Here is a 20,225-nt window from a genome sequence, read left to right on the forward strand (position 1 = left end):
TCTTCATGCAATGATGCATTGCACAGATGACATTTATATTGTTGCTACTCGCTTGAGAATAATGCATAACGTAACAACCTGGCGGTTAATTTTTCCTTGAGCGACGTAGCCTCACTGAGCGACATTCGCGATACTTCTTCTTCGTAATCCGGGAGCTGGGTTGTCAGGGCTCGATATATCAGCTGTAACTTACCGGCTGTGGTCGACGTGCTTCGCCTCAATATCTGCAAGGCTGTGACCAGTTTCTGCTCGACCGGGGTAAAGTCACTGCCAAGTGGGTAGTCGATCAGGCTACCATTGCGACGAAACTCTGCGAGTCTTTTTCCCAGAATTTCCGGTGAATTTTTCTGTTTAATCGTACTGATATAAAAAGAAGCCTTCAATTTACCGGCGGCAACAGCCTGCTCTTTCAGACTCGTGACTGAGCCCGACGCCGATACGCTGAGCATTCGCTGAATACATTCTTCGTCGGACGCAAAACGCAGATCGGCAATGCCGTATTCGGTCACATAAATATCGCGAAGATGGCGAGGTATCGTCAGGTTGGATAAGTTCCAGCGGACATTACTTTCCTGCTTATCGCCGCGAGCAGCATGGAACATCAGCACTGAACGTGCTTCGGGTAAATCCGCTGCCATGGATACGAAATTATATTGTCCACCAACACCCGAGACGACGCGGCCATCGGGCAATGTTTCAGAAGCAGCTCCGCCGAGCGGCGTTGCCATCATACATATATTCATAAATCGCGCATGGCGCCTCTGTTCAACCTCAAGCTCATAGTCCGGCCCGGTAACAGAATTAATACGACCGATACGGTCCATCTCTAACGTATTCGGTTGCGCGCCCTGTTCTTCAATCCATTGATAAAACTCCGGCGAGCCGAGATAAAATCCACCGCGAAGGTACTTACCTTCAGACTCAATGATGTCCTGCTCTTCAGCTGAGAGTTCGCCCGTATTCTGTTTGCGCATAAGAGTCAGATTATCAACCACGCGCCGCTTCATAATGCCTTGCTCGACGAGCACCCTGAACCCTTCGTTCACCATTTCGCTACAACCGTATACTCCGGTTTCGAAAGGCTCGTATCCCCCGTACTCCCGCACCAGATCAGACGCCAGAACATCCGGGTTCAGCGCGTTAATAATCTTACGATAAAGTGCATTGTCCGTATGTCGGAGGACCAGTGCGTAGCAAAGGGCATCGGCTAATGCCCCAATCCCCACCTGTAGGGTACCTCCGTCTTTTACCAGTAATGACGCATAAAAGCCTATGGCAAAATCACTGTCACTGACCGGCTGACGAGGCAAAGCAAACAACTGGTCATTGGTACTTGTAACATTGACGATAGCGTCGAAAAACTGAGAAGGCATGACGGCCTTGCCACCGACCCACGGAAGGTTGTGATCAACTTCACCGACACAGAAAGGTCGGGGTTGCCCTGCCTGCTGTATTCTATCAAGCACGTCCTGTGTCAAATCTGTATTCGACGAGAGCGAATATTCTCCACTGTCGTTAGCTGATACTCGCTGAAAAACAACGTTTATCCCTTTGGTCGATAAAGCATCCGCCACTTCTGTGTAATTAAGGCTGTTGTAATTCTGTTGCCCTTGCGCGGATTTCACATAGCTGCCGGGCTGAGTGTAAAACTCCTCAACGTGAATGTTCCCAGGCAACTTACCGGCCTTCATATCGTCAGCGTACTTCAGCCGCGGGAAATCCTTGCCATACAACCTTTCGACAAAGGGAGTCAGAAATCGGGATTCAAGATCGGAGGCAGGCTCAGGAGGGTTAAGAGAAAGTGCGGTGAAAATAGTCAGTGATAAATCACTGCGATCTTTCACCGTATCGTACAGCGCGTTGATTAAACGGTTGGGTTTGCCTAGCCCCAGAATAGTAGCCAGACGAATGTCCGGCCCGCAGGTCTCAATAACCTGCGCGACCATATCGTCGTAAGAAGTAAACTGCTGTGTCATATTGTCCATATCCAGGTTGGACGTCAGCAAGCCACCAGAGTTCAGCGGCGCTTACGTGGGCCAGCCTTCTTTGCAGTACCGGGTTTAGCTGAACTCGCCGGCGCTCCACCTTTCCGTTTCGCGGCAGCCGCCTTTGGTTTGAAACCCGGGCGTTGATGACGCTTGGAAGGTACTTCATCCTCTGCGGGAATCAATGCATTCGGGCCACTACCAATAAGATCGGTACGCCCGATGCGTTTCAGCTCCTCACGCAAGGCAGGCCAGCCTCTTGAATCGTGATAACGAAGGAAAGCCTTTTGCAGACGACGCTCCTCAAGCTTGCGCGGGATATGCATCTTCTTCGATTTATAGCTCATCCGGTGTAACGGATCACGCTCGGAATGATACATGGCGGTTGCCAGTGCCATTGGTGACGGATAGAAAGTCTGTACCTGATCGACCCGGAACTTGTTGCGTTTCAGCCACAGCGCCAGATTCATCATGTCTTTGGTTTCAGTACCCGGGTGCGCCGCAATAAAGTAAGGAATCAGGTACTGCTCTTTACCCGCCTCTTTCGAGAATTTATCGAACATGCGCTTAAAGGCATCGTAGGTGCCCATACCCGGCTTCATCATTTTGTTGAGCACGTTCATCTCCGTGTGCTCTGGCGCGATCTTTAGATAGCCACCAACATGATGCGTCACCAATTCACGAACGTACTCGGGATCTTTGACTGCCAGGTCATAACGAAGGCCAGAGGCAATCGCTACTCGCTTAATTCCCGGCAGTGCGCGGGCGGCACGATAAAGCTGAGTCGTTGCACTGTGGTCGGTTTTCAGGTTTTTACAGATTCCAGGGAAAACACAGCTCAAACGGCGGCAGTTTTTCAGGATTTCCGGGCTCTTACAGTTCAGGTGATACATATTTGCGGTCGGGCCGCCGAGATCCGAAATAGTACCGGTAAAGCCCGGAACTTTATCGCGGATTTCTTCAATTTCGTTAATCACGGATTCCTGCGAGCGGCTCTGAATAATCCGCCCCTCGTGCTCGGTAATTGAGCAGAAAGTACAGCCACCAAAGCAACCACGCATGATATTGACCGAAAAACGGATCATTTCATAAGCCGGAATTTTGGCATCGCCATACGAAGGGTGAGGAACACGCTGGTATTGGAAGCCGAACACGCTGTCCATCTCGTCGGTTTCGAGAGGGATCGGTGGCGGGTTGACCCAGATTTCACGGGTGCCATGTTTCTGCACCAGTGGTCGTGCGTTGTATGGGTTCGACTCCTGATGAAGCACCCGTGATGCATGCGCATACAGCGCGCTGTCGTTGCGGACTTTCTCGAACGACGGCAGACGAATCACCGTTGTTTCAGGATCAAGATCGGCCTTACGATGCAGCGGCATAGGCACAATCTTAACCGGCATCACATCACTGTCTTCTGCGCTGCCTTCCTGCTCTTCCCCGTCTCCGTTGGTACTACAGGACATCGTCTCTGTATCTTTCATTTCATACGGATTCGGTATCTCGTCGATACGACCAGGCCAGTCGATTCGTGTGGAGTCGACTTCTGCCCAGCCTTCCGGAGTTGCCTCACGAACGATTGTCGTACCCCGAAGATCGGTCAGATCTTTAACTTCCCGCCCCTGAGCTAACGCATGCGTCAAATCGACAATCGCGCGTTCTGCGTTGCCATATAGGAGGATGTCCGCACCAGAGTCGATCAGTACCGAACGACGTACCTGATCAGTCCAGTAGTCGTATTGAGCGATTCGACGCAGTGATGCCTCAATGCCACCAATCACGATGGGGACATCTTTATAGGCTTCCCGGCATTTCTGCGAATAGACAATCACCGCCCGATCTGGTCGCTTACCCGGCTCGCCATGCGGTGTGTAGGCATCGTCTGAGCGGACTTTCAGGTCGGCCGTGTAACGGTTAATCATGGAGTCCATGTTGCCCGCGGTGATGCCGAAATAGAAATTCGGCTTACCTAACCTGGTAAAGTCTTCGGGGTTGTTCCAGTCAGGCTGAGCAATGATGCCGACACGGAACCCCTGAGATTCCAGCATCCGCCCCATGACCGCCATACCAAAACTGGGGTGATCAACGTAGGCGTCACCGGTTACCAGGATGACGTCACAGGAATCCCAGCCGAGCTGATCCATCTCTTCCCTGGACATAGGCAGAAACGGCGCTGTGCCGAAGCACTCTGCCCAGTATGGATAGTTGGAGAACAAGTGCTTGTTCGTCTGGCTGGAAGGCTGATTCATGGATAACCGCAAAGACCGAGGAGTATGGTCAGCTATTGTCTCAAAATCAGAGCCCAGAGCCAATGTGCACACCGGCTTTATGGCTTGTATGGTTGGTGCTTTCTCACACCTGACATGTAATAAACTGTGAAGCGCTGGCTGAGCGAGGTGTCTGGCCTCGCCCATATTACGGTAGAGATTACTTAATCTGATCCAATACGGCTTTAAACTCCGGTACCTTGCAACTGCCCACCAGCTCGAACAGGCACATTTCGACGCTGGTTGGGCGAGCACCGGCATCCAGCATACGATCAATTCCCAGCTGACGGTTTGCGGGTGTTCGCGAGGAAACGCAGTCAGTAACGACCTCAACTTTACGCCCAAGCTCAATCAGATCCCGTACGGTCTGATACACACAGATATGCGACTCGATACCCGCGACCAGCCAGGTATGTACATCACTCGCTTCAATAGCGTCGACGAAACGCGGTTCACCACACGCACTGAAGGTGTACTTAGAGATGGGTTCTCCAGAAAGAAGCTCCGTTAACTCAGGTGATGTCTCGCCCAGCTTTTCCGGGTTCTGCTCAAGCCAGATAATCGGCAGGTCAATCGCCTTTATGCCGGAAATCAGTGTTCTCAGAGAGGCGTGCATTGCCTCGGAATCGTGCATCAATCGGGCTAACTTACCCTGAACATCCACAATGATCAGGCCGGTGCGCTTGCGGTTGAGCATAAAAATTCCTTATTTCACAAATGGTTATAGTGATTACGATACGAGCTGCACCAGAGTATCACCAAACATCTGCGCTCCGCACCAAAACGAGCCGAAGGTAATCGCAGATATCTAATAATAATTCTCAACCTCATATTTAAAACTGACAACCATATAATCCTTACCTCTCTGAAACCTGCATGAAACAAGGCTTCTCTGGAATTATTTCAATTTAATAAATTAATTGGCACGGTGCTTGTATTAAGCATTTCAGAACTTCAATGGCGAAGTTCGCAATTTTCAAATCAAGATTTACAAAGCAAAGGCGCTTTCGACTCCTGCTAATAGCAGTGCTGTCGTAGCGCCTTTTTTTGTTGCTTTAAAAAGGGGAAGGAAATGCGAGGAATCAAAACTCTGCGCCGCACGTTTGTGAAAAGCGCACTGGTATTGGCCGCAGGCATGGCAACCATGTCAGCGCCTCTGGTATCCGCTGAGGAATGGGCAGAAAAAGAAGAACTGAAGTTCGGTTTTATCAAGCTGACCGACATGGCTCCTCTGGCTGTAGCCTATGAAAAAGGCTACTTCGAAGAAGAAGGTCTGTACGTCACCCTCGAAGCACAGGCTAACTGGAAAGTCCTGCTCGACCGCGTAATCGATGGTCAGCTCGACGGTGCCCACATGCTTGCTGGTCAGCCCCTGGGCGCAACCATTGGCTTCGGTACGCAGGCACACATCATCACTGCGTTCAGCATGGACCTCAACGGCAATGGCATCACGGTATCAAACGATATCTGGAGCCAGATGAAAGAACATATCCCGCACGAAAATGGCAAGCCAGTTCACCCGATTAAAGCAGATGCACTTAAACCAGTCGTTGAGAAATATAAAGCCGACGGTAAGCCATTCAACATGGGCATGGTATTCCCGGTTTCAACACACAACTATGAACTGCGTTACTGGTTGGCTGCGGGCGGTATTCACCCTGGCTACTACGCACCGCATAAGGGTGATACCTCGGGTCAGATTGATGCCGATGCGCTGCTTTCTGTAACTCCACCACCGCAAATGCCTGCAACGATGGAAGCCGGCACCATTTACGGTTACTGCGTAGGTGAACCATGGAACCAGCAAGCCGTATTTAAAGGCATTGGTGTACCCGTTATTACCGACTACGAAATCTGGAAAAACAACCCAGAAAAAGTGTTTGGTGTAAGCAAAGAGTGGGCAGACAAATACCCAATCACTCATAAGAAAGTTGTTAAGGCGATGATTCGTGCAGCAGCCTGGCTGGATGCTGATAACAACGCGAACCGCCCTGAAGCAGTAAAAATTCTGTCTAAATCCCAGTACGTAGGCGCTGACTATGACGTTATTGCTAACTCAATGACAGGCACCTTCGAATACGAGAAAGGCGATAAGCGCGAAGTACCGGACTTCAACGTGTTCTTCCGTTACAACGCAACCTACCCATACTACTCGGATGCCATCTGGTACCTCACTCAAATGCGTCGCTGGGGTCAGATTTCTGAAGAAAAATCAGATGACTGGTTCATGGAAACAGCGAAGAAAGTTTATCGCCCAGATATCTACGCTTCTGCAGCCAAAGAGCTGATCAAAGAAGGCAAGCTTGATGCGAAAGACTTTCCGGATTTCGCAACAGAAACCGGCTTCAAACCCGCTCAGAAAGGCTTCATCGACAATATCGTATACGACGGTAGCAAGCCTAATGAGTACCTCAAGAAGTTCGAAATCGGCCTGAAAGGCGCCGAGAAAATCTGATCTGAATATCCGATCGGATGCAACAAAGTGGGTGAGGCTTTCCTCACCCACCCATTAAAAAGGGTCAACGGACTCAATGGTCCGGACCGAAGGAGTTTTTATGACTACTGCGCTGTCGAATATTGCCTGGATTTCACCCTTTGTGAGTATTGCGAAAGGTGAAGATGTTTCTGGAAATATCCAGACGATTATTAAAACTATTGGTCTGCCACTGGCCGGCTTATTGGTTTTTCTGATGATCTGGCAAGCCGCCGCCAGTAATATCAATACCTCTCTGGGGCAGTTCCCCGGACCAGGTGACGTTGTTACCCAGACCAAAGGTCTGCTATCTGAACACTTCACTGAACGTGAAAAAGCCGAAGCGTTTTACGAGCGACAGGAAAAGCGTAACGCTGCCCGCGTTAAACAAGACCCAACTTACGTTCCGAAAACCCGGGACTACACAGGTAAACCAACCTACATTGATCAGATTGGGACCAGCCTGGTAACCGTATTAAGTGGTTTTGTCCTGGCCTCACTGATTGCTATCCCATTCGGTATCGTTATTGGACTGAGTGCCAACCTTTACAGCGCATTCAATCCTGTTATCCAGATTTTCAAGCCAGTATCACCTTTAGCCTGGCTCCCTATCGTCACTATGGTGGTATCTGCTCTCTATGTATCAGACGATCCGATGGTGCCGAAATCATTCGTGACTTCCATGATCACAGTCATGCTGTGCTGCCTTTGGCCAACGGTAATTAATACCGCGGTGGGTGTCGCATCTATTCCTAAAGATCTCGTGAATGTGTCACAGGTCTTGCGCCTGAGCTATATGGAACACGTTCGTAAGATCGTACTTCCTTCATCCATCCCTATGGTATTTACCGGTCTACGTCTCTCTCTGGGTATTGCCTGGATGGTACTGATCGCGGCGGAAATGCTCGCGCAGAATCCAGGCCTTGGAAAATTCGTCTGGGACGAATTCCAGAACGGCTCTTCTGACTCCTTAGGCCGGATTATGGTCGCCGTTATCACCATTGGTTTGATTGGCTTCTTACTTGACCGCGTCATGCTGATGATTCAGCGCAAAGTGTCGTGGGATAAGTCAGCAGCTACACGATAAGTACACAAAGGACAGAGGAGTTTCATTATGAACCCATTACTCGAACTATCAGATGTTGGTATCGAATTTCCAACACCGAAAGGTCCTTTCTGTGCCCTTCAGAATGTGAACCTGAAAATTAAGAAAGGCGAATTCATTTCGCTGATTGGTCACTCAGGCTGCGGTAAGTCTACGGTACTGAATATCGTGGCTGGTCTGTATCAGGCGACTCAGGGCGGCGTCGTCCTGAGCGGAAAAGAAGTGAATGAACCAGGCCCTGAGCGTGCTGTTGTCTTCCAGAACCACTCTCTCCTGCCCTGGCTCACCGCTTATCAGAACGTTGAGCTGGCTGTAAAGCGCGTATTTAAAGGTCATAAATCCAAAGCAGAAATGCGTGAATGGATTGAGCACAACCTCGAGCTGGTTCACATGAGCCACGCTATGCACAAACGCCCGGATGAAATCTCCGGTGGTATGAAACAGCGCGTTGGTATTGCGCGAGCCCTGTCGATGGAGCCGCAGGTTCTGTTAATGGACGAGCCGTTCGGCGCACTTGATGCCCTGACACGCGCTCACCTGCAGGACTCTCTGATGGAAATTCAGAAAGACCTGAACAACACCGTCATCATGATTACCCACGATGTCGACGAGGCAGTATTGCTTTCGGATCGTATTGTGATGATGACCAATGGTCCGTCCGCGACCATAGGCGAAATTATGGACGTAGAACTTGAACGCCCACGTAACCGAATTCAACTTGCCGACGACCCGCAATACAACAAGTACCGTCAGCAGGTTCTGAGTTTCCTGTATGAAAAACAGAGAAAGCCGGATACAGATGCGCCCGCTAAGAAGGCTGCCGACTCCGACGATAGTAATGAAGAAAAGGTCGACAAAAAGACCGGTGAAGTTGCTTAACCTCTATTGATAAAAAGGCTTCGAATTAAAAGGAGAATGCCATGCAAGCTAAGAAAACGTTACTGGCGATCGCATTGGGGACTGCCACACTGGGTGCATCTGCGTATGAAACTGAGTACGGCAATGCCTACGCTGATGTCAAAGTGCGTTACGAGACCAATGATACTGACGATGCGACTGATAATGACGCCGCGACAGGCCTGATTACTGACGCTGCAGTCGGCTTTGAAACGCTCAATTACGAAGGGTTCTCGGCTCTTGTAGAATACGAAATTGTTCAGCCTCTGATTGACGATTACGCTCCCGAAAAGGCAGGCTATGATGCTATTGCAGATCCTGAAACCCGCGAATGGAACCGGGCCCAGGTCAGCTACAAAAAAGACGAATTCGGTGCAATCGTCGGCCGCCAGCGTATTATTCTCGACGGCGCACGTTTTGTTGGTAACGTAGGCTGGCGCGCAAACGAGCAAACGTTTGATGCTGTTACGCTGACCTATTCTAAAGATGAGCTTTCTTTGCACTACTCTTTCATTGATCAGGTCAATGGTATCTTGCCGAGGTTTGACGCCGATACGACAAGCCATTTACTAAACGCTGGTTATAAAGTAGGTACCGGTAAAATCACTGCGTACGCTTACCTGCTAGAAGACGATGATACCGAAAATAGTCAACGTGACACATTCGGCCTTAGCTACAACGGTAGCTATGATATGGATGGCACTAAACTCATCTATAAGGCCGAGTATGCTACTCAGAGCACGGAAACTGCAGACACTAACTACTTTGCCCTTGAGGGTGGCGCCGTGGTATCTGGCGTAACATTGGCACTGGGTAATGAAACACTGGGTAGCGATGATGGTAATGCAGCATTTGAAACTCCGTTGGCAACCAAACACAAGTTTAATGGTTGGGCGGATAAGTTCCTGAGTACCACGGTAAGTACCAGCGGTGACGGCCTGAGCGATACTTATGTCAAAGCCGCTGGTGCAGTCGCTGGCGTAAAACTGGTTGGTTTTTACCACACTTTCAACTCTGTTGAAGATGACGTTGATTTTGGTAACGAACTGGACCTGCTGGCAGTTAAGAAACTCGATGACACCTTCACTGTAGGTGCAAAAGCGGCGTTTTACTCTGCGGGTGATACCGGCGTAGATACCACTAAAATGTGGGCATGGGTTCAGGCTAAGTTCTGATACCCCGCAACGAAACTCAGCGGCCTATGGCCGCTGTTTTCGTTTATTCTGTTATAAAAGATGTGGAGAATCGAGTGAAGAGTGAAGACAAGAAAGTAGAAAACCAACTGGTAATTATCGGTAACGGTATGGCGGCTAATCGCATACTGGAGGGGCTTGCTGAAGATCATCCATACGACCGGATTCTTGTGCTCGGCGATGAAAAGATCCCTCACTACAATCGCATTATGCTCTCACCTCTTCTCGCCAAAGAAACGACTCTGGCGAACATAACACCCCATGATGACGCATGGTATTCCAACTACCGTATATCGATTCAGCTGGGTGACAGTGCCACTCTGGTTGATACAGAACAAAAAATCGTTACCACCCAAAGCGGTCGTAGCTATCCATATGAAAAGTTGGTATTCGCCACGGGGAGCCGTTCGTTTATACCTCCGGTCAAAGGTGCAGATCACCCGGATGTCATCGGTTTTCGCACAATGAGTGATGTTGATGCTATGGAAGAAAAGCTCAACGGCCTTAAACATGCAACCGTAATAGGCGCTGGCTTGCTTGGCGTAGAAGCTGCCGTCGGGCTGAAACTACGAGGAATCGACGTCACTCTGATTCATCGCAATCCTGTTTTAATGAACCGCCAGCTTGATGCAAAAGCGTCTGATCTTTTAAAAGGGGCTTTGGAGGAACGAGGAATTGAAGTGATCACTGGAGTAAATCCAGAAGAAGTTCTGACAGACGACTCAGGGGTCCGCGAAGTATCCTTTGCAACCGCCGATACTCTCGAAAAACGCGATACTCAACTGGTTATCTTTGCAACGGGTATTCTTCCTAACAAAGAACTTGCGGATAGCTCAGGACTCAGCGTGAATCGAGGTATCTGTGTCGATGAAAGAATGCAGACATCTGCTGACGACATCTTTGCCCTGGGAGAATGCTGTGAGTTTTCAGGAACCACTTACGGTTTAGTAGCACCTATCTGGGATCAGGCCGACGTCATCGTCAGACAACTAACATCCAAAGATAACGCCAGTGGTTACATTGAGCGATCACACCTGACCAAACTCAAAGTATCGGGCCTGGACATCCATAGTATCGGTGAGTACGAAACACCGGAAGGCGCAGACGCCCTGGTACTGGAAGACCGAGAATATGGTGTCTACAAGAAAGTGATCCTGAAGGCCAACCGGATCATAGGTGCGTTATGTATAGGAGATGTCACCGACAGCCATTGGTACTACCAAATGATGGAAGAAAAAACAGACGTCAGTGACTATCGCGACATGCTCATATTCGGGCAAGCGTATTGTTCCGACGCAGCCTGATCAGTGATCAGACCAGACTGCGAACTCATTCCCACTGGGCTCACGGAAATGGAAACGCTTCCCTCCTGGAAACTCAAAAACCGGGCGCACGATTTCACCGCCAGCAGCACTGACCTTACTCATGGTGTTTTCTATATTGCGGCTATAAAACACCAGCAATGCACCACCTCGGGCGGGGTCAGAGGCTAACTCAGCCTGATAGAAACCGCCCATTAACCCCTGAAAGTCGAACGCTGTGTACGACTCACCATAATCGGTGAACTGCCAGTGAAATACCTGATTAAAAAACGTTTTGGTTGCTTCAAGATCACGTTCTGCAAACTCAACGTAATCCATCTTTTCGTGTTTCATCTGTTTCTTCCTTGTGGGTTCTGTTGTGGGTTCTGTTTTATCTTCAGGTTGCCTTCTTACTCTGATAATAGCAACCAGGACTGAAGTATAACCACCAGCAAAAGAACCGCTGATATTGTCGGCCACACCTTATCAGCATGACGCTCTATCAGGGGCTTTCCAGAGTAGGCACTGACCAGTGCATCATTTGGTTTTGTCAGATCAGCCCAGAACTCAGACAAGGCAGAGTGTCTGGCATGAATATCAGGATGGCAGGATTTTTCTATAGCGAGATCCAACCATAAAGGAATATCAGAGCGAACGTCACGCAAGGGCTGATATTTCCATTCGGAAACAGAGCGAGCCCCTCTTCTATGTATATGAGACATCTGGAACGGCTGCTGCCCACTAAGCATTTCATACACCATGACGCCCAGAGAAAATAAGTCGCTCTGGGTTGTCGCGGCTCCATACATGACGTACTCAGGTGCAATATAGTTTACCGATCCAACCGGACAATCTTCCTCTACCGGACTCGCGACTTCGGCAAGGCCTTTCACCTGAACCGTGCCAAAGTCGATCAGTTTCACCTGCCCTTGTGCAGTGATCATGACATTCTCAGGCTTCAGGTCACGGTGTACCATTCCCATTCGCTGGAATGCGCGAAGCGCCATCACTATCTGCTCGACTATATTCCGTACACTACTCAGTTCAGGTTGAGGATGATCATTCATCCACTGTCGCAGAGACTCGCCTTCAATCAACTCACAGACATGGTACATAAACCGTGCGTGAGGTTCAGGCGGAAGAATTTTCATGACATTAGCATGATCTACACGAGCACCTACCCATTGCTCACGCACAAAACCCTCGAGATAGACCAGGTCCTCTTCAAAATTCAAAGACGGTGCTTTCAGCACATAGCGCCTTTTATCACGCCGGCTCAGCACCCGATATAAATGGCTTCGGGTGCCCGCATACAAGACCTGCTCGACTTCATAGTGATCAATGCAATCACCGATATTTAGTACTGGAGGTATAACACGCTCTGTTAATACACGATGGGTTTCTTCAATATTCTGCTCAGGTAAGCTTTCAACACGAATAACCATGGCGGTAAGATTGTCATTGCTACCGTTATCCAGTGCCTGGTTCACCAGGGTTTCTGCACACCGCTCAAAATGAGTTTGTGTACTCTGCGGCTTCAATTCCTTAATCAGAATATCGCGAATTCTTTTATCTGTAAGAAAACCATGTACGCCATCTGTCGTCATCAGGAGTACATCGCTGTTTTCCAATGGCTGACTCAGATAATCAACCTCCAGATGCGTATCCATCCCCATTGCACGGCTGAGGTAATCCTGCCCATTACCATGCTGATGAGTATGATCACGGGTCAGGCACTCCAGAGAACCGTTCCGTAATCGGTACACGCGTGAGTCTCCTACATGAAAGACGTGCAAGGTACTCGATTTAAGTACGACTGAACTGAGAGTGGTCACCAGAGAATTATGCCGTGCGCTGGCCTGTTGCCCGTGGTGGTATAACCAGGCATTCAATGAACTGAGTACTTTTCCGGCTGCGGTTTTTACGTCCCAGCTGTCTGGCGTGCTGTAATAGTCATTAAGAAAATGGGTAACGCTGGTTGTACTCGCCTGCTGAGCGTTGTCACTGCAGCTCACTCCGTCAGCAATACAGCAAGCGATGCCTTTGTAACGGGCGCTGTTCGTCGACGGCTGCCAGGCTGCGAAAGCATCCTGATTTTCTGGTTTGTTCCCAGCAGAGCTAAAACCACCGAATGTCACTTCGAGGTTACGTTCGTTGCCTGGCGGCGTCATTTTCTTTCTCCCATAAAAAAAGTGGCCGGAGCCACTTTTTTACCGAACCGAGACCCATCAGTTTACACTGATCATCTCAACCGATCCGTCTTCACGGACTTCAGCAATGTGACCTTTCGGTTCTTCCATGAACAGAAGAGTAATAAAGCCTACTACGGCGGTCGCCGCGATTACCATAAAGAAGACAGAATAATCGACGAACGACAGCACTGTCAGATAAGTAACAGCACCCACGTTGCCGTAGGCTCCAGTCATACCCGCAATCTGACCAGTCAGACGACGCTTGATCAGAGGCACTGCAGCGAATACTGCACCCTCACCTGACTGAACAAAGAACGAACACGCCATCGCAGCAACAACTGCGAGCCAGAGTGGCCAGCTGCTATCAACCAGAGACATTATAAAATAACCCACAGCCAGACCCGCTGTCAGAATCAACAAGGTCGACTTACGTCCGAACTTATCAGACAACCAGCCGCCGCCCGGACGGGACATAAGATTCATGAAGGCGTAAGCCGACGCAACCATACCGGCCATAACAGGGTCCAGGGTGAAAGTTTCAGCAAAGAAAAGTGGCAGCATAGAAACAACCGCCAGTTCAGAACCGAAGGTTGCGAAGTAGAGTACATTGAGAACAGCAACCTGTTTAAACTTGTACTGGTGCATTTCTGGTACTGGCTTTTCAAAGATTTCTTTGTTTACCTTCCATACTTGGCTCACCTCGTAGATAAACAACAGAGCCAGACCGACGTAACAGAAGATCGCAGTGGTTTCTGTCAGAAGACCAACACCGTTTGGAGACAGCTTCCAGGTCAACAGCGCCAGCGCTGCGTACATAGGAATCTTCATGAACAGCAGGAAGAAGAAATCGCCTTTGCTGGTCACTTCCATCGCACCAATATTCTTCGGTTTGAAGTAAGTTGATCCTTTCGGTGTATCAGAAACGTTCATGTAGTACACAACACTGAACAGCAGGCTCATCGCTCCTGTTACTGCGATGGCATAACGCCAGCCGTCTTCACCACCGAACCACAAAGCAACGGCAGGTAAAGTGAAAGCTGCTGCTGCGGAACCGAAGTTCCCCCAACCGCCGTAAATACCTTCGGCTGTGCCCAGTTCATTTGCAGGAAACCATTCGCTTACCATGCGGATGCCAATCACAAACCCAGCACCAATAAAGCCAAGCATAAAGCGTGCTACCGCGGCCTGAACAAAACTATCGGCAAACGCGAACATAAAGCAGGGAATTGAGCACACTGCCAGCAGCGAGGAATATACAACCCGAGGACCAAACCGGTCAGTCAACATTCCAATGACAACACGTGCTGGAATAGTCAGTGCAACATTCAGGATCAGCAGCGTCTTAATTTCTGACGGTGCCAGCCCCAGGCTGTCTGCAATTGCCATTAATAATGGTGCGTGGTTAAACCAAACAACAAAAGTAATAAAAAATGCAATCCAGCTGAGGTGCAGAATCTTCATCTTCCCGGTGAATGAGAAGATATTAAATTTTTCAGAGGTCATAAATGGCCTTAGTAACGATATAAAAGCAATATGATTGCAGGGAGAGCCGCTTACGCGGCTGATCTCACTTGTACAATTCCGTTCTCAATGCGTACTGGGAAGTGCTCCAACTTCACTGCATCATCTTCCAGGCACTCGCCATTCGAAAGATCGAAGTGCTGCTTGTAAAGCGGAGACGCTACCACAGGACGCTCACCTATCGAGCCCAGAATTCCGCGCGACAGTACGTTCGCCTTTCCGAACGGATCATAATTACTGATCGCGTATACAGTCTCGCCATCACCAAAGCGGAATACCGCTACTTGTTTTCCTTCCACCAGCGCACATACGCCAGTATCGGGAACCAGATCTTCAAGAGAACAAATATTTGTCCAGTCAGTCATCATTTTTCTCCTGCATGCAGGCGTTGCTGCATACTTTAATTCTATTAAGGTCTGCCAGAGATCAGTGCTTCTCTGCCGTTAACTCAACCAGTTCGATACGCTCGTTATCAGTCGCCGGGCGTCGCTGCCCTCGCTCACGCACATAGAGAAGGTTGTTGTCTTCTTCTGCGGCATTAATAAAGTGACTGAAGCGTTTGAGTTTCTCAGGAGATTCAACGGTAGTTTTCCACTCACACTGATAAGTACCCACGACACGAGTCATGTCATTTTCAAGCTCGCCACAGATATCCAGCTTGTCATCGATAACCACTTCGCGCAGATAATCGAGACCACCTTCAAGGTTCTCAAGCCATACAGAGGTACGTTGCAGGCGATCCGCTGTACGAACATAAAACATGAGCACACGGTCGATGTATTTGATCAGAGTTTCATCGTCCAGATCTGTTGCAAACAGATCAGCATGGCGAGGACGCATACCGCCGTTACCACAGACGTACAGGTTCCAGCCACTCTCGGTTGCAATTACACCGATATCCTTTGATTGTGCTTCGGCACATTCGCGAGTACACCCGGAAACACCGAACTTAATTTTGTGCGGTGCACGAAGCCCTTTGTAGCGATGTTCAAGAGCGACAGCCATAGAGACAGAATCAAGAACACCATAACGACACCAGGTGCTTCCTACGCACGACTTCACGGTACGAAGCGCTTTACCGTAGGCATGCCCTGTTTCGAGACCAGCGGCAATCAGCTTTTCCCAGATCTTTGGCAGCTCATGCAGTTGTGCACCAAATAAGTCGATTCGCTGACCACCCGTGATTTTCGTATAGAGGTCAAACTCTTTAGCGACCTCACCAATGGCAATAAGTTTATCGGGAGTAATCTCACCACCCGGTACGCGCGGTACTACTGAGTAAGTACCATCTTTCTGCATATTGCCGAGGAAAATATCGTTGGTATCCTGCAGCGGCATCAGATCATCTTTCAGGACATACTCGTTCTTGTAAGAAGCCAGAATAGAGCCAATGGTCGGCTTACAGATTTCACAGCCGTGTCCCTTACCATGCCCCTGTAATACATCTTTAAAGGTGGCATAGCCTTTTACACGAATAATGTCTGCCAGCTCAGCACGGGTGTAGGCAAAGTGTTCGCACAGATCATTATTTACCTCTACGCCCAGAGCTTCCAGTTCGGCATCCATTACCTGCTTAGTCAGAGCAGCACAACCACCACAACCGGAGGTCGCTTTGGTCGCACCTTTAATGTCTCCCATGGTGCAGCAGCCACCTTGTACCGCAGCAGCAATGTCACCCTTTGATACGTCGTAGCATGAACAGATCTGAGCCGTATCAGGTAATGCAGTAACACCAAGACCAGCTGGAGCCTCGTCACCCAATGCAGGTAAGATCAAGGCAGCTGGATTACCCGGGATATCCATATCGTTGAGCATCAGTTGCAGGAGAGTACCGTATGAATCAGTCTCACCCACCAACACTGCACCCAACAGTTTCTTGCCATCTGCCGATACGATAAGGCGCTTATAGACTTCCTCAATATCATCGCTGAACACAAACGACTGAGAGCCCGCAGTATGACCATGTGCATCCCCTATCGAGGCGACATCCACACCCAGCAGTTTAAGCTTGGTGCTCATATCTGCGCCTTTAAATGCCAGCTCTGGGGTTTTCAGGTTAATCAGGGTATCGGTGATATGCGTAGCAGTTACCTTGGCCATCTGATAACCAGGAGCAACAAGACCGAAAATTTTGCTATCCCAAAGCGCACACTCGCCGATGGCGTAGATATCTTCTACCGAGGTCTGGCAATAATCGTTGATAACGATGCCGCCACGCTCGCCGACATCAATTCCAAATTGACGGGCAAGTTCATCCTGAGGGCGAATACCCGCGGAGAAAAGAATCATGTCAGTTTCAAGATGCGAGCCATCTGCAAAGTTCATGCGATAGCGGCATTCTTCACCAGCAACAATTTCTTTGGTGTTTTTCTCAGTGTGTACTGACACACCCAGCGACTCGATCTTATGACGCAGCAGGTTACCGCCGCCCTCATCGAGCTGCACTGCCATTAGGCGCGGAGCGAATTCAACAACGTGGGTATCAAGACCGGCTTCTTTAAGTGCATTTGCCGCCTCGAGGCCGAGCAGGCCGCCACCGACAACAACACCAGTTTTAGATACTTCGGCAGACGCAGAAATTGCTTCAAGATCTTCTATCGTACGATAAACAAGGCAGTGTTCCTGATCTTTACCCGGAATCGGTGGAACAAATGGGTAAGAGCCGGTTGCCAGAACGAGTTTATCGTAGCCTTCAATACGACCGGTTGAGGTCGTTATTGTTTTATTGTCAGCGTCGATCTCGAGGACTTTCTCATTTTTTAAATAGGTAATACCGCAGTCGTCGTACTCAGATTCTGTCGTGAGTGCGAGATCAGCCGCGGTAGCGCCTGAAAAATACTTGCTCAGCTGTACACGGTCGTAAGCGAGGCGAGGTTCTTCTGAAAATGTAATTAGTTCGAATTCTGAGGCGTGATCAGATTCGGCCATAGTGGCGAGGAAGTTGTGGCCAACCATACCGTTACCAACAACTATGATGCGCTTCTTACTCATGGCGATGACTCTCTCTTATTTAGACATTCTTCTTGTCTCCTTAAATAAGTGCATCGTTGCTCTACTTAGTTGCTACGCCGTTGCAGCAAACAGTATCGAATAGGCTTTAGCAATATGGATGCCAACGACACTGACATACGGCTCCTGTCCGGCCCGTCTGGCCTCCAGCCCACATTCTTACAACTGGCAGCCAACTCAATATCACTTTGCGCACCACAAGAGTGCTAAAAACCCCACTCCTGCACTCCGACAAAGCACGCCACGGAGAAAATCAGCCCATAGTGAAAAGACAAAAGCATCCAGAATCGCGCAAGATTAAGCATCCCTTACATAACCAAGTTCAGTAGTAGCGCGGGTTGAGCGAGCCCCCTACACTATTTTCACGGTCACAATCGAGACTTGGCACCTTTTTTGTTTACTAATCAACAAGACCTTGTGCATTGGCAGGGAGCCAGATTCAGCGGTCCAGACACCAGCGTTGGTGTCGTCGTTTTGTGTTGTGTTTATGAGCATTGGCGCTCGCGGATAACTCCGCGGGCGTTTTTTTTTGCTCCGAAAAGACCTGAGATGGATCAGGTCCAGTGATGGGATACCCCTATGAGTCATGAAAAATTACAGGTTCAGACAACATGCCCCTACTGTGGAGTAGGTTGTGGCGTGGATATCTCCGGTACTCAGGAAGATATCGCTCCCGTTGCCGGTATGAAGTCGCACCCTGCTAATTTCGGACGCCTGTGTGTTAAGGGTTCCGCGCTGCATGACACCCTGGGTCACGCCGACCGCTTGCTTCACCCCACAATGAATGGCCAGACAACAGACTGGGACACAGCTCTGAACCTGGTGGCAGATAAGATCCGTCAGGTGATCTCTACCCACGGCCCTGAGGCCGTTGCTTTCTACGGTTCTGGCCAGCTGCTGACCGAAGATTACTACGTTGCCAACAAGCTGATGAAGGGCTTTATTGGCAGCGCGAATATGGATACGAATTCCCGCCTTTGTATGGCATCGGCTGTTGCTTCTTACAAACGGTCTATTGGCAGTGATACGGTACCGGGATGCTACGAAGACCTGGAACAGGCTGACCTTCTGGTGATCACCGGAAGCAATGCCGCCTGGGCCCACCCTATCCTGTTCCAACGTATGGCTGCGGCGAAGAAAGCTCGCCCGGATATGAAGGTTGTTGTGATCGACCCTCGTAAAACAGCAACCTGTGACATTGCAGACCTGCACCTGCCAATAAAGCCGGGTTCCGATACGACGCTGTTCAATGCGCTGCTGACCTACTTACACCAACAGAACGCACTGGATACACACTTTATTGAACAGTGTTCTGAAAATATCAGCGCAGCACTTGATGCCGCATCACAGGCAGCCGCTGATTTTTCTTCACTCGCTGATATTACTGATGTCAGCCAGCAGGACCTGGAAACCTTCTTCGCCTGGTTCCGCGACATGCCGAAAACAGTGACCTTTTATTCTCAAGGGGTTAATCAGAGTGTCGATGGAACTGATAAAGCAAACAGCATTATCAACCTTCCCCTCGCGACGGGTCGTATTGGTAAGCCCGGCGCCTGTCCGTTCTCAATTACTGGGCAACCTAATGCAATGGGTGGGCGGGAAGTTGGAGGCCTGGCCAACCAGCTGGCTGCGCATATGGACTTCTCCCCCGCCGATAGAGACCGCGTACGACGTTTCTGGCAGTCACCTCGTATTGCAGAAAAGCCAGGGCTAAAAGCGGTCGATCTGTTCAACGAAGTCAAAAGCGGGAAAATAAAGTTTCTTTGGGTTATGTCAACTAACCCGCTGGTCAGCATGCCCGATGCTGATGATGTTAAAGAAGCCATGAAACACTGTGAGCTGGTCGTCGTCTCAGATTGCATGGCAAACACCGATACAACCGCGGCTGCTCATGTACTGCTGCCCGCTGCCAGCTGGGGTGAAAAGAACGGTACTGTCACAAACTCTGAGCGCCGTATATCGCGTCAGAGAGGCTTCCTCCCTCCGCCGGGCGAAGCTCGCCCTGACTGGTGGATAATTACTCAGGTCGCACGTCGACTGGGTTTCGGGAAAGAATTCCCATACGAGCATCCCGCCGATATTTTTGACGAGCATGCGCGACTTTCCATGTTTGAGAACAAAGGCACGCGGGACTTTGACCTCAGTGGCCTGACCAATATGAGCCGTGAACAATACGACGCACTTGCGCCGGTTCAGTGGCCAGTGAATGATAAATATCCCTCTGGTCGTGCACGTTTTTACGACGATGGATATTTCTATACTGAATCAGGAAAAGCGAAATTCAT

The 20,225-nt window shown here is 49.6% G+C and carries 14 protein-coding genes; 6 read left to right on the top strand and 8 right to left on the bottom strand.

Going from position 1 to position 20,225, the window contains the following annotated elements:
* Positions 1-44: 44 nt before the first annotated feature.
* From B2067_RS02590 to B2067_RS02600, 3 genes are all read right to left on the bottom strand, one after another.
* Positions 45-1,976 carry an acetyl-CoA hydrolase/transferase C-terminal domain-containing protein gene (locus B2067_RS02590; protein ID WP_301387347.1) on the bottom strand — a complete coding sequence of 644 codons (1,932 nt, stop codon included), beginning with the start codon at positions 1,974-1,976 and terminating at the stop codon, positions 45-47.
* Between the two features lie 41 nt (positions 1,977-2,017).
* Positions 2,018-4,231, bottom strand: coding sequence for a YgiQ family radical SAM protein (locus B2067_RS02595; RefSeq protein ID WP_301387348.1), 2,214 nt, complete (start codon positions 4,229-4,231; stop codon positions 2,018-2,020).
* 178 nt (positions 4,232-4,409) lie between these two features.
* Positions 4,410-4,946 (bottom strand): hydrolase, encoded by a 537-nt coding sequence (locus B2067_RS02600; RefSeq protein ID WP_076514688.1) that lies wholly within the window; start codon positions 4,944-4,946, stop codon positions 4,410-4,412.
* A 438-nt stretch (positions 4,947-5,384) separates the two neighbouring features.
* Here B2067_RS02600 and B2067_RS02605 point away from each other — a divergent pair, with 438 nt between their 5' ends.
* The 5 genes from B2067_RS02605 (at position 5,385) to B2067_RS02625 (ending at position 11,221) form a co-directional block, all read left to right on the top strand.
* Positions 5,385-6,704, top strand: a complete 1,320-nt coding sequence (locus B2067_RS02605; protein ID WP_273087977.1) for a CmpA/NrtA family ABC transporter substrate-binding protein — start codon at positions 5,385-5,387, stop codon at positions 6,702-6,704.
* A gap of 100 nt (positions 6,705-6,804) precedes the next feature.
* A complete protein-coding gene (locus tag B2067_RS02610) occupies positions 6,805-7,809 on the top strand; it encodes an ABC transporter permease (RefSeq protein WP_084188676.1) in 1,005 nt (334 codons plus the stop codon).
* A 27-nt stretch (positions 7,810-7,836) separates the two neighbouring features.
* Positions 7,837-8,706, top strand: coding sequence for an ABC transporter ATP-binding protein (locus B2067_RS02615; protein WP_076514685.1), 870 nt, complete (start codon positions 7,837-7,839; stop codon positions 8,704-8,706).
* A 41-nt stretch (positions 8,707-8,747) separates the two neighbouring features.
* Positions 8,748-9,899, top strand: a complete 1,152-nt coding sequence (locus B2067_RS02620) for an alginate export family protein (RefSeq protein ID WP_301378504.1) — start codon at positions 8,748-8,750, stop codon at positions 9,897-9,899.
* A gap of 74 nt (positions 9,900-9,973) precedes the next feature.
* On the top strand, positions 9,974-11,221 hold the full coding sequence (locus B2067_RS02625; RefSeq protein WP_301180993.1) for an NAD(P)/FAD-dependent oxidoreductase: 1,248 nt from the start codon (positions 9,974-9,976) through the stop codon (positions 11,219-11,221).
* Here the strand turns inward: B2067_RS02625 and B2067_RS02630 are convergent, their stop codons facing one another.
* The 5 genes from B2067_RS02630 to nirB all read right to left on the bottom strand — a co-directional run bounded on the left by B2067_RS02630 (position 11,222) and on the right by nirB (position 17,922).
* Positions 11,222-11,572: a VOC family protein gene (locus B2067_RS02630; RefSeq protein WP_301387349.1), complete on the bottom strand. Its 351-nt coding sequence runs from the start codon at positions 11,570-11,572 to the stop codon at positions 11,222-11,224. It lies immediately after the preceding gene.
* A gap of 56 nt (positions 11,573-11,628) precedes the next feature.
* Positions 11,629-13,389 (bottom strand): bifunctional protein-serine/threonine kinase/phosphatase, encoded by a 1,761-nt coding sequence (locus tag B2067_RS02635; RefSeq protein WP_301387350.1) that lies wholly within the window; start codon positions 13,387-13,389, stop codon positions 11,629-11,631.
* Between the two features lie 57 nt (positions 13,390-13,446).
* Positions 13,447-14,913, bottom strand: a complete 1,467-nt coding sequence (locus B2067_RS02640; protein ID WP_301387351.1) for a NarK family nitrate/nitrite MFS transporter — start codon at positions 14,911-14,913, stop codon at positions 13,447-13,449.
* A 50-nt stretch (positions 14,914-14,963) separates the two neighbouring features.
* Positions 14,964-15,296: a nitrite reductase small subunit NirD gene (gene nirD / locus B2067_RS02645; protein WP_301387352.1), complete on the bottom strand. Its 333-nt coding sequence runs from the start codon at positions 15,294-15,296 to the stop codon at positions 14,964-14,966.
* Positions 15,297-15,357: 61 nt separating this feature from the next.
* On the bottom strand, positions 15,358-17,922 hold the full coding sequence (nirB, locus tag B2067_RS02650; RefSeq protein WP_301387353.1) for a nitrite reductase large subunit NirB: 2,565 nt from the start codon (positions 17,920-17,922) through the stop codon (positions 15,358-15,360).
* Between the two features lie 597 nt (positions 17,923-18,519).
* Between nirB and B2067_RS02655 the strand changes: the two genes are divergently transcribed.
* Positions 18,520-20,225: molybdopterin-dependent oxidoreductase (locus tag B2067_RS02655; RefSeq protein ID WP_301387354.1), on the top strand; the 1,706-nt coding region annotated here is incomplete at its 3' end.

Origin of the sequence: Thalassolituus sp. UBA2590, assembly GCF_002339775.1 — a bacterium.
GTDB lineage: Bacteria > Pseudomonadota > Gammaproteobacteria > Pseudomonadales > Oceanobacteraceae > Thalassolituus.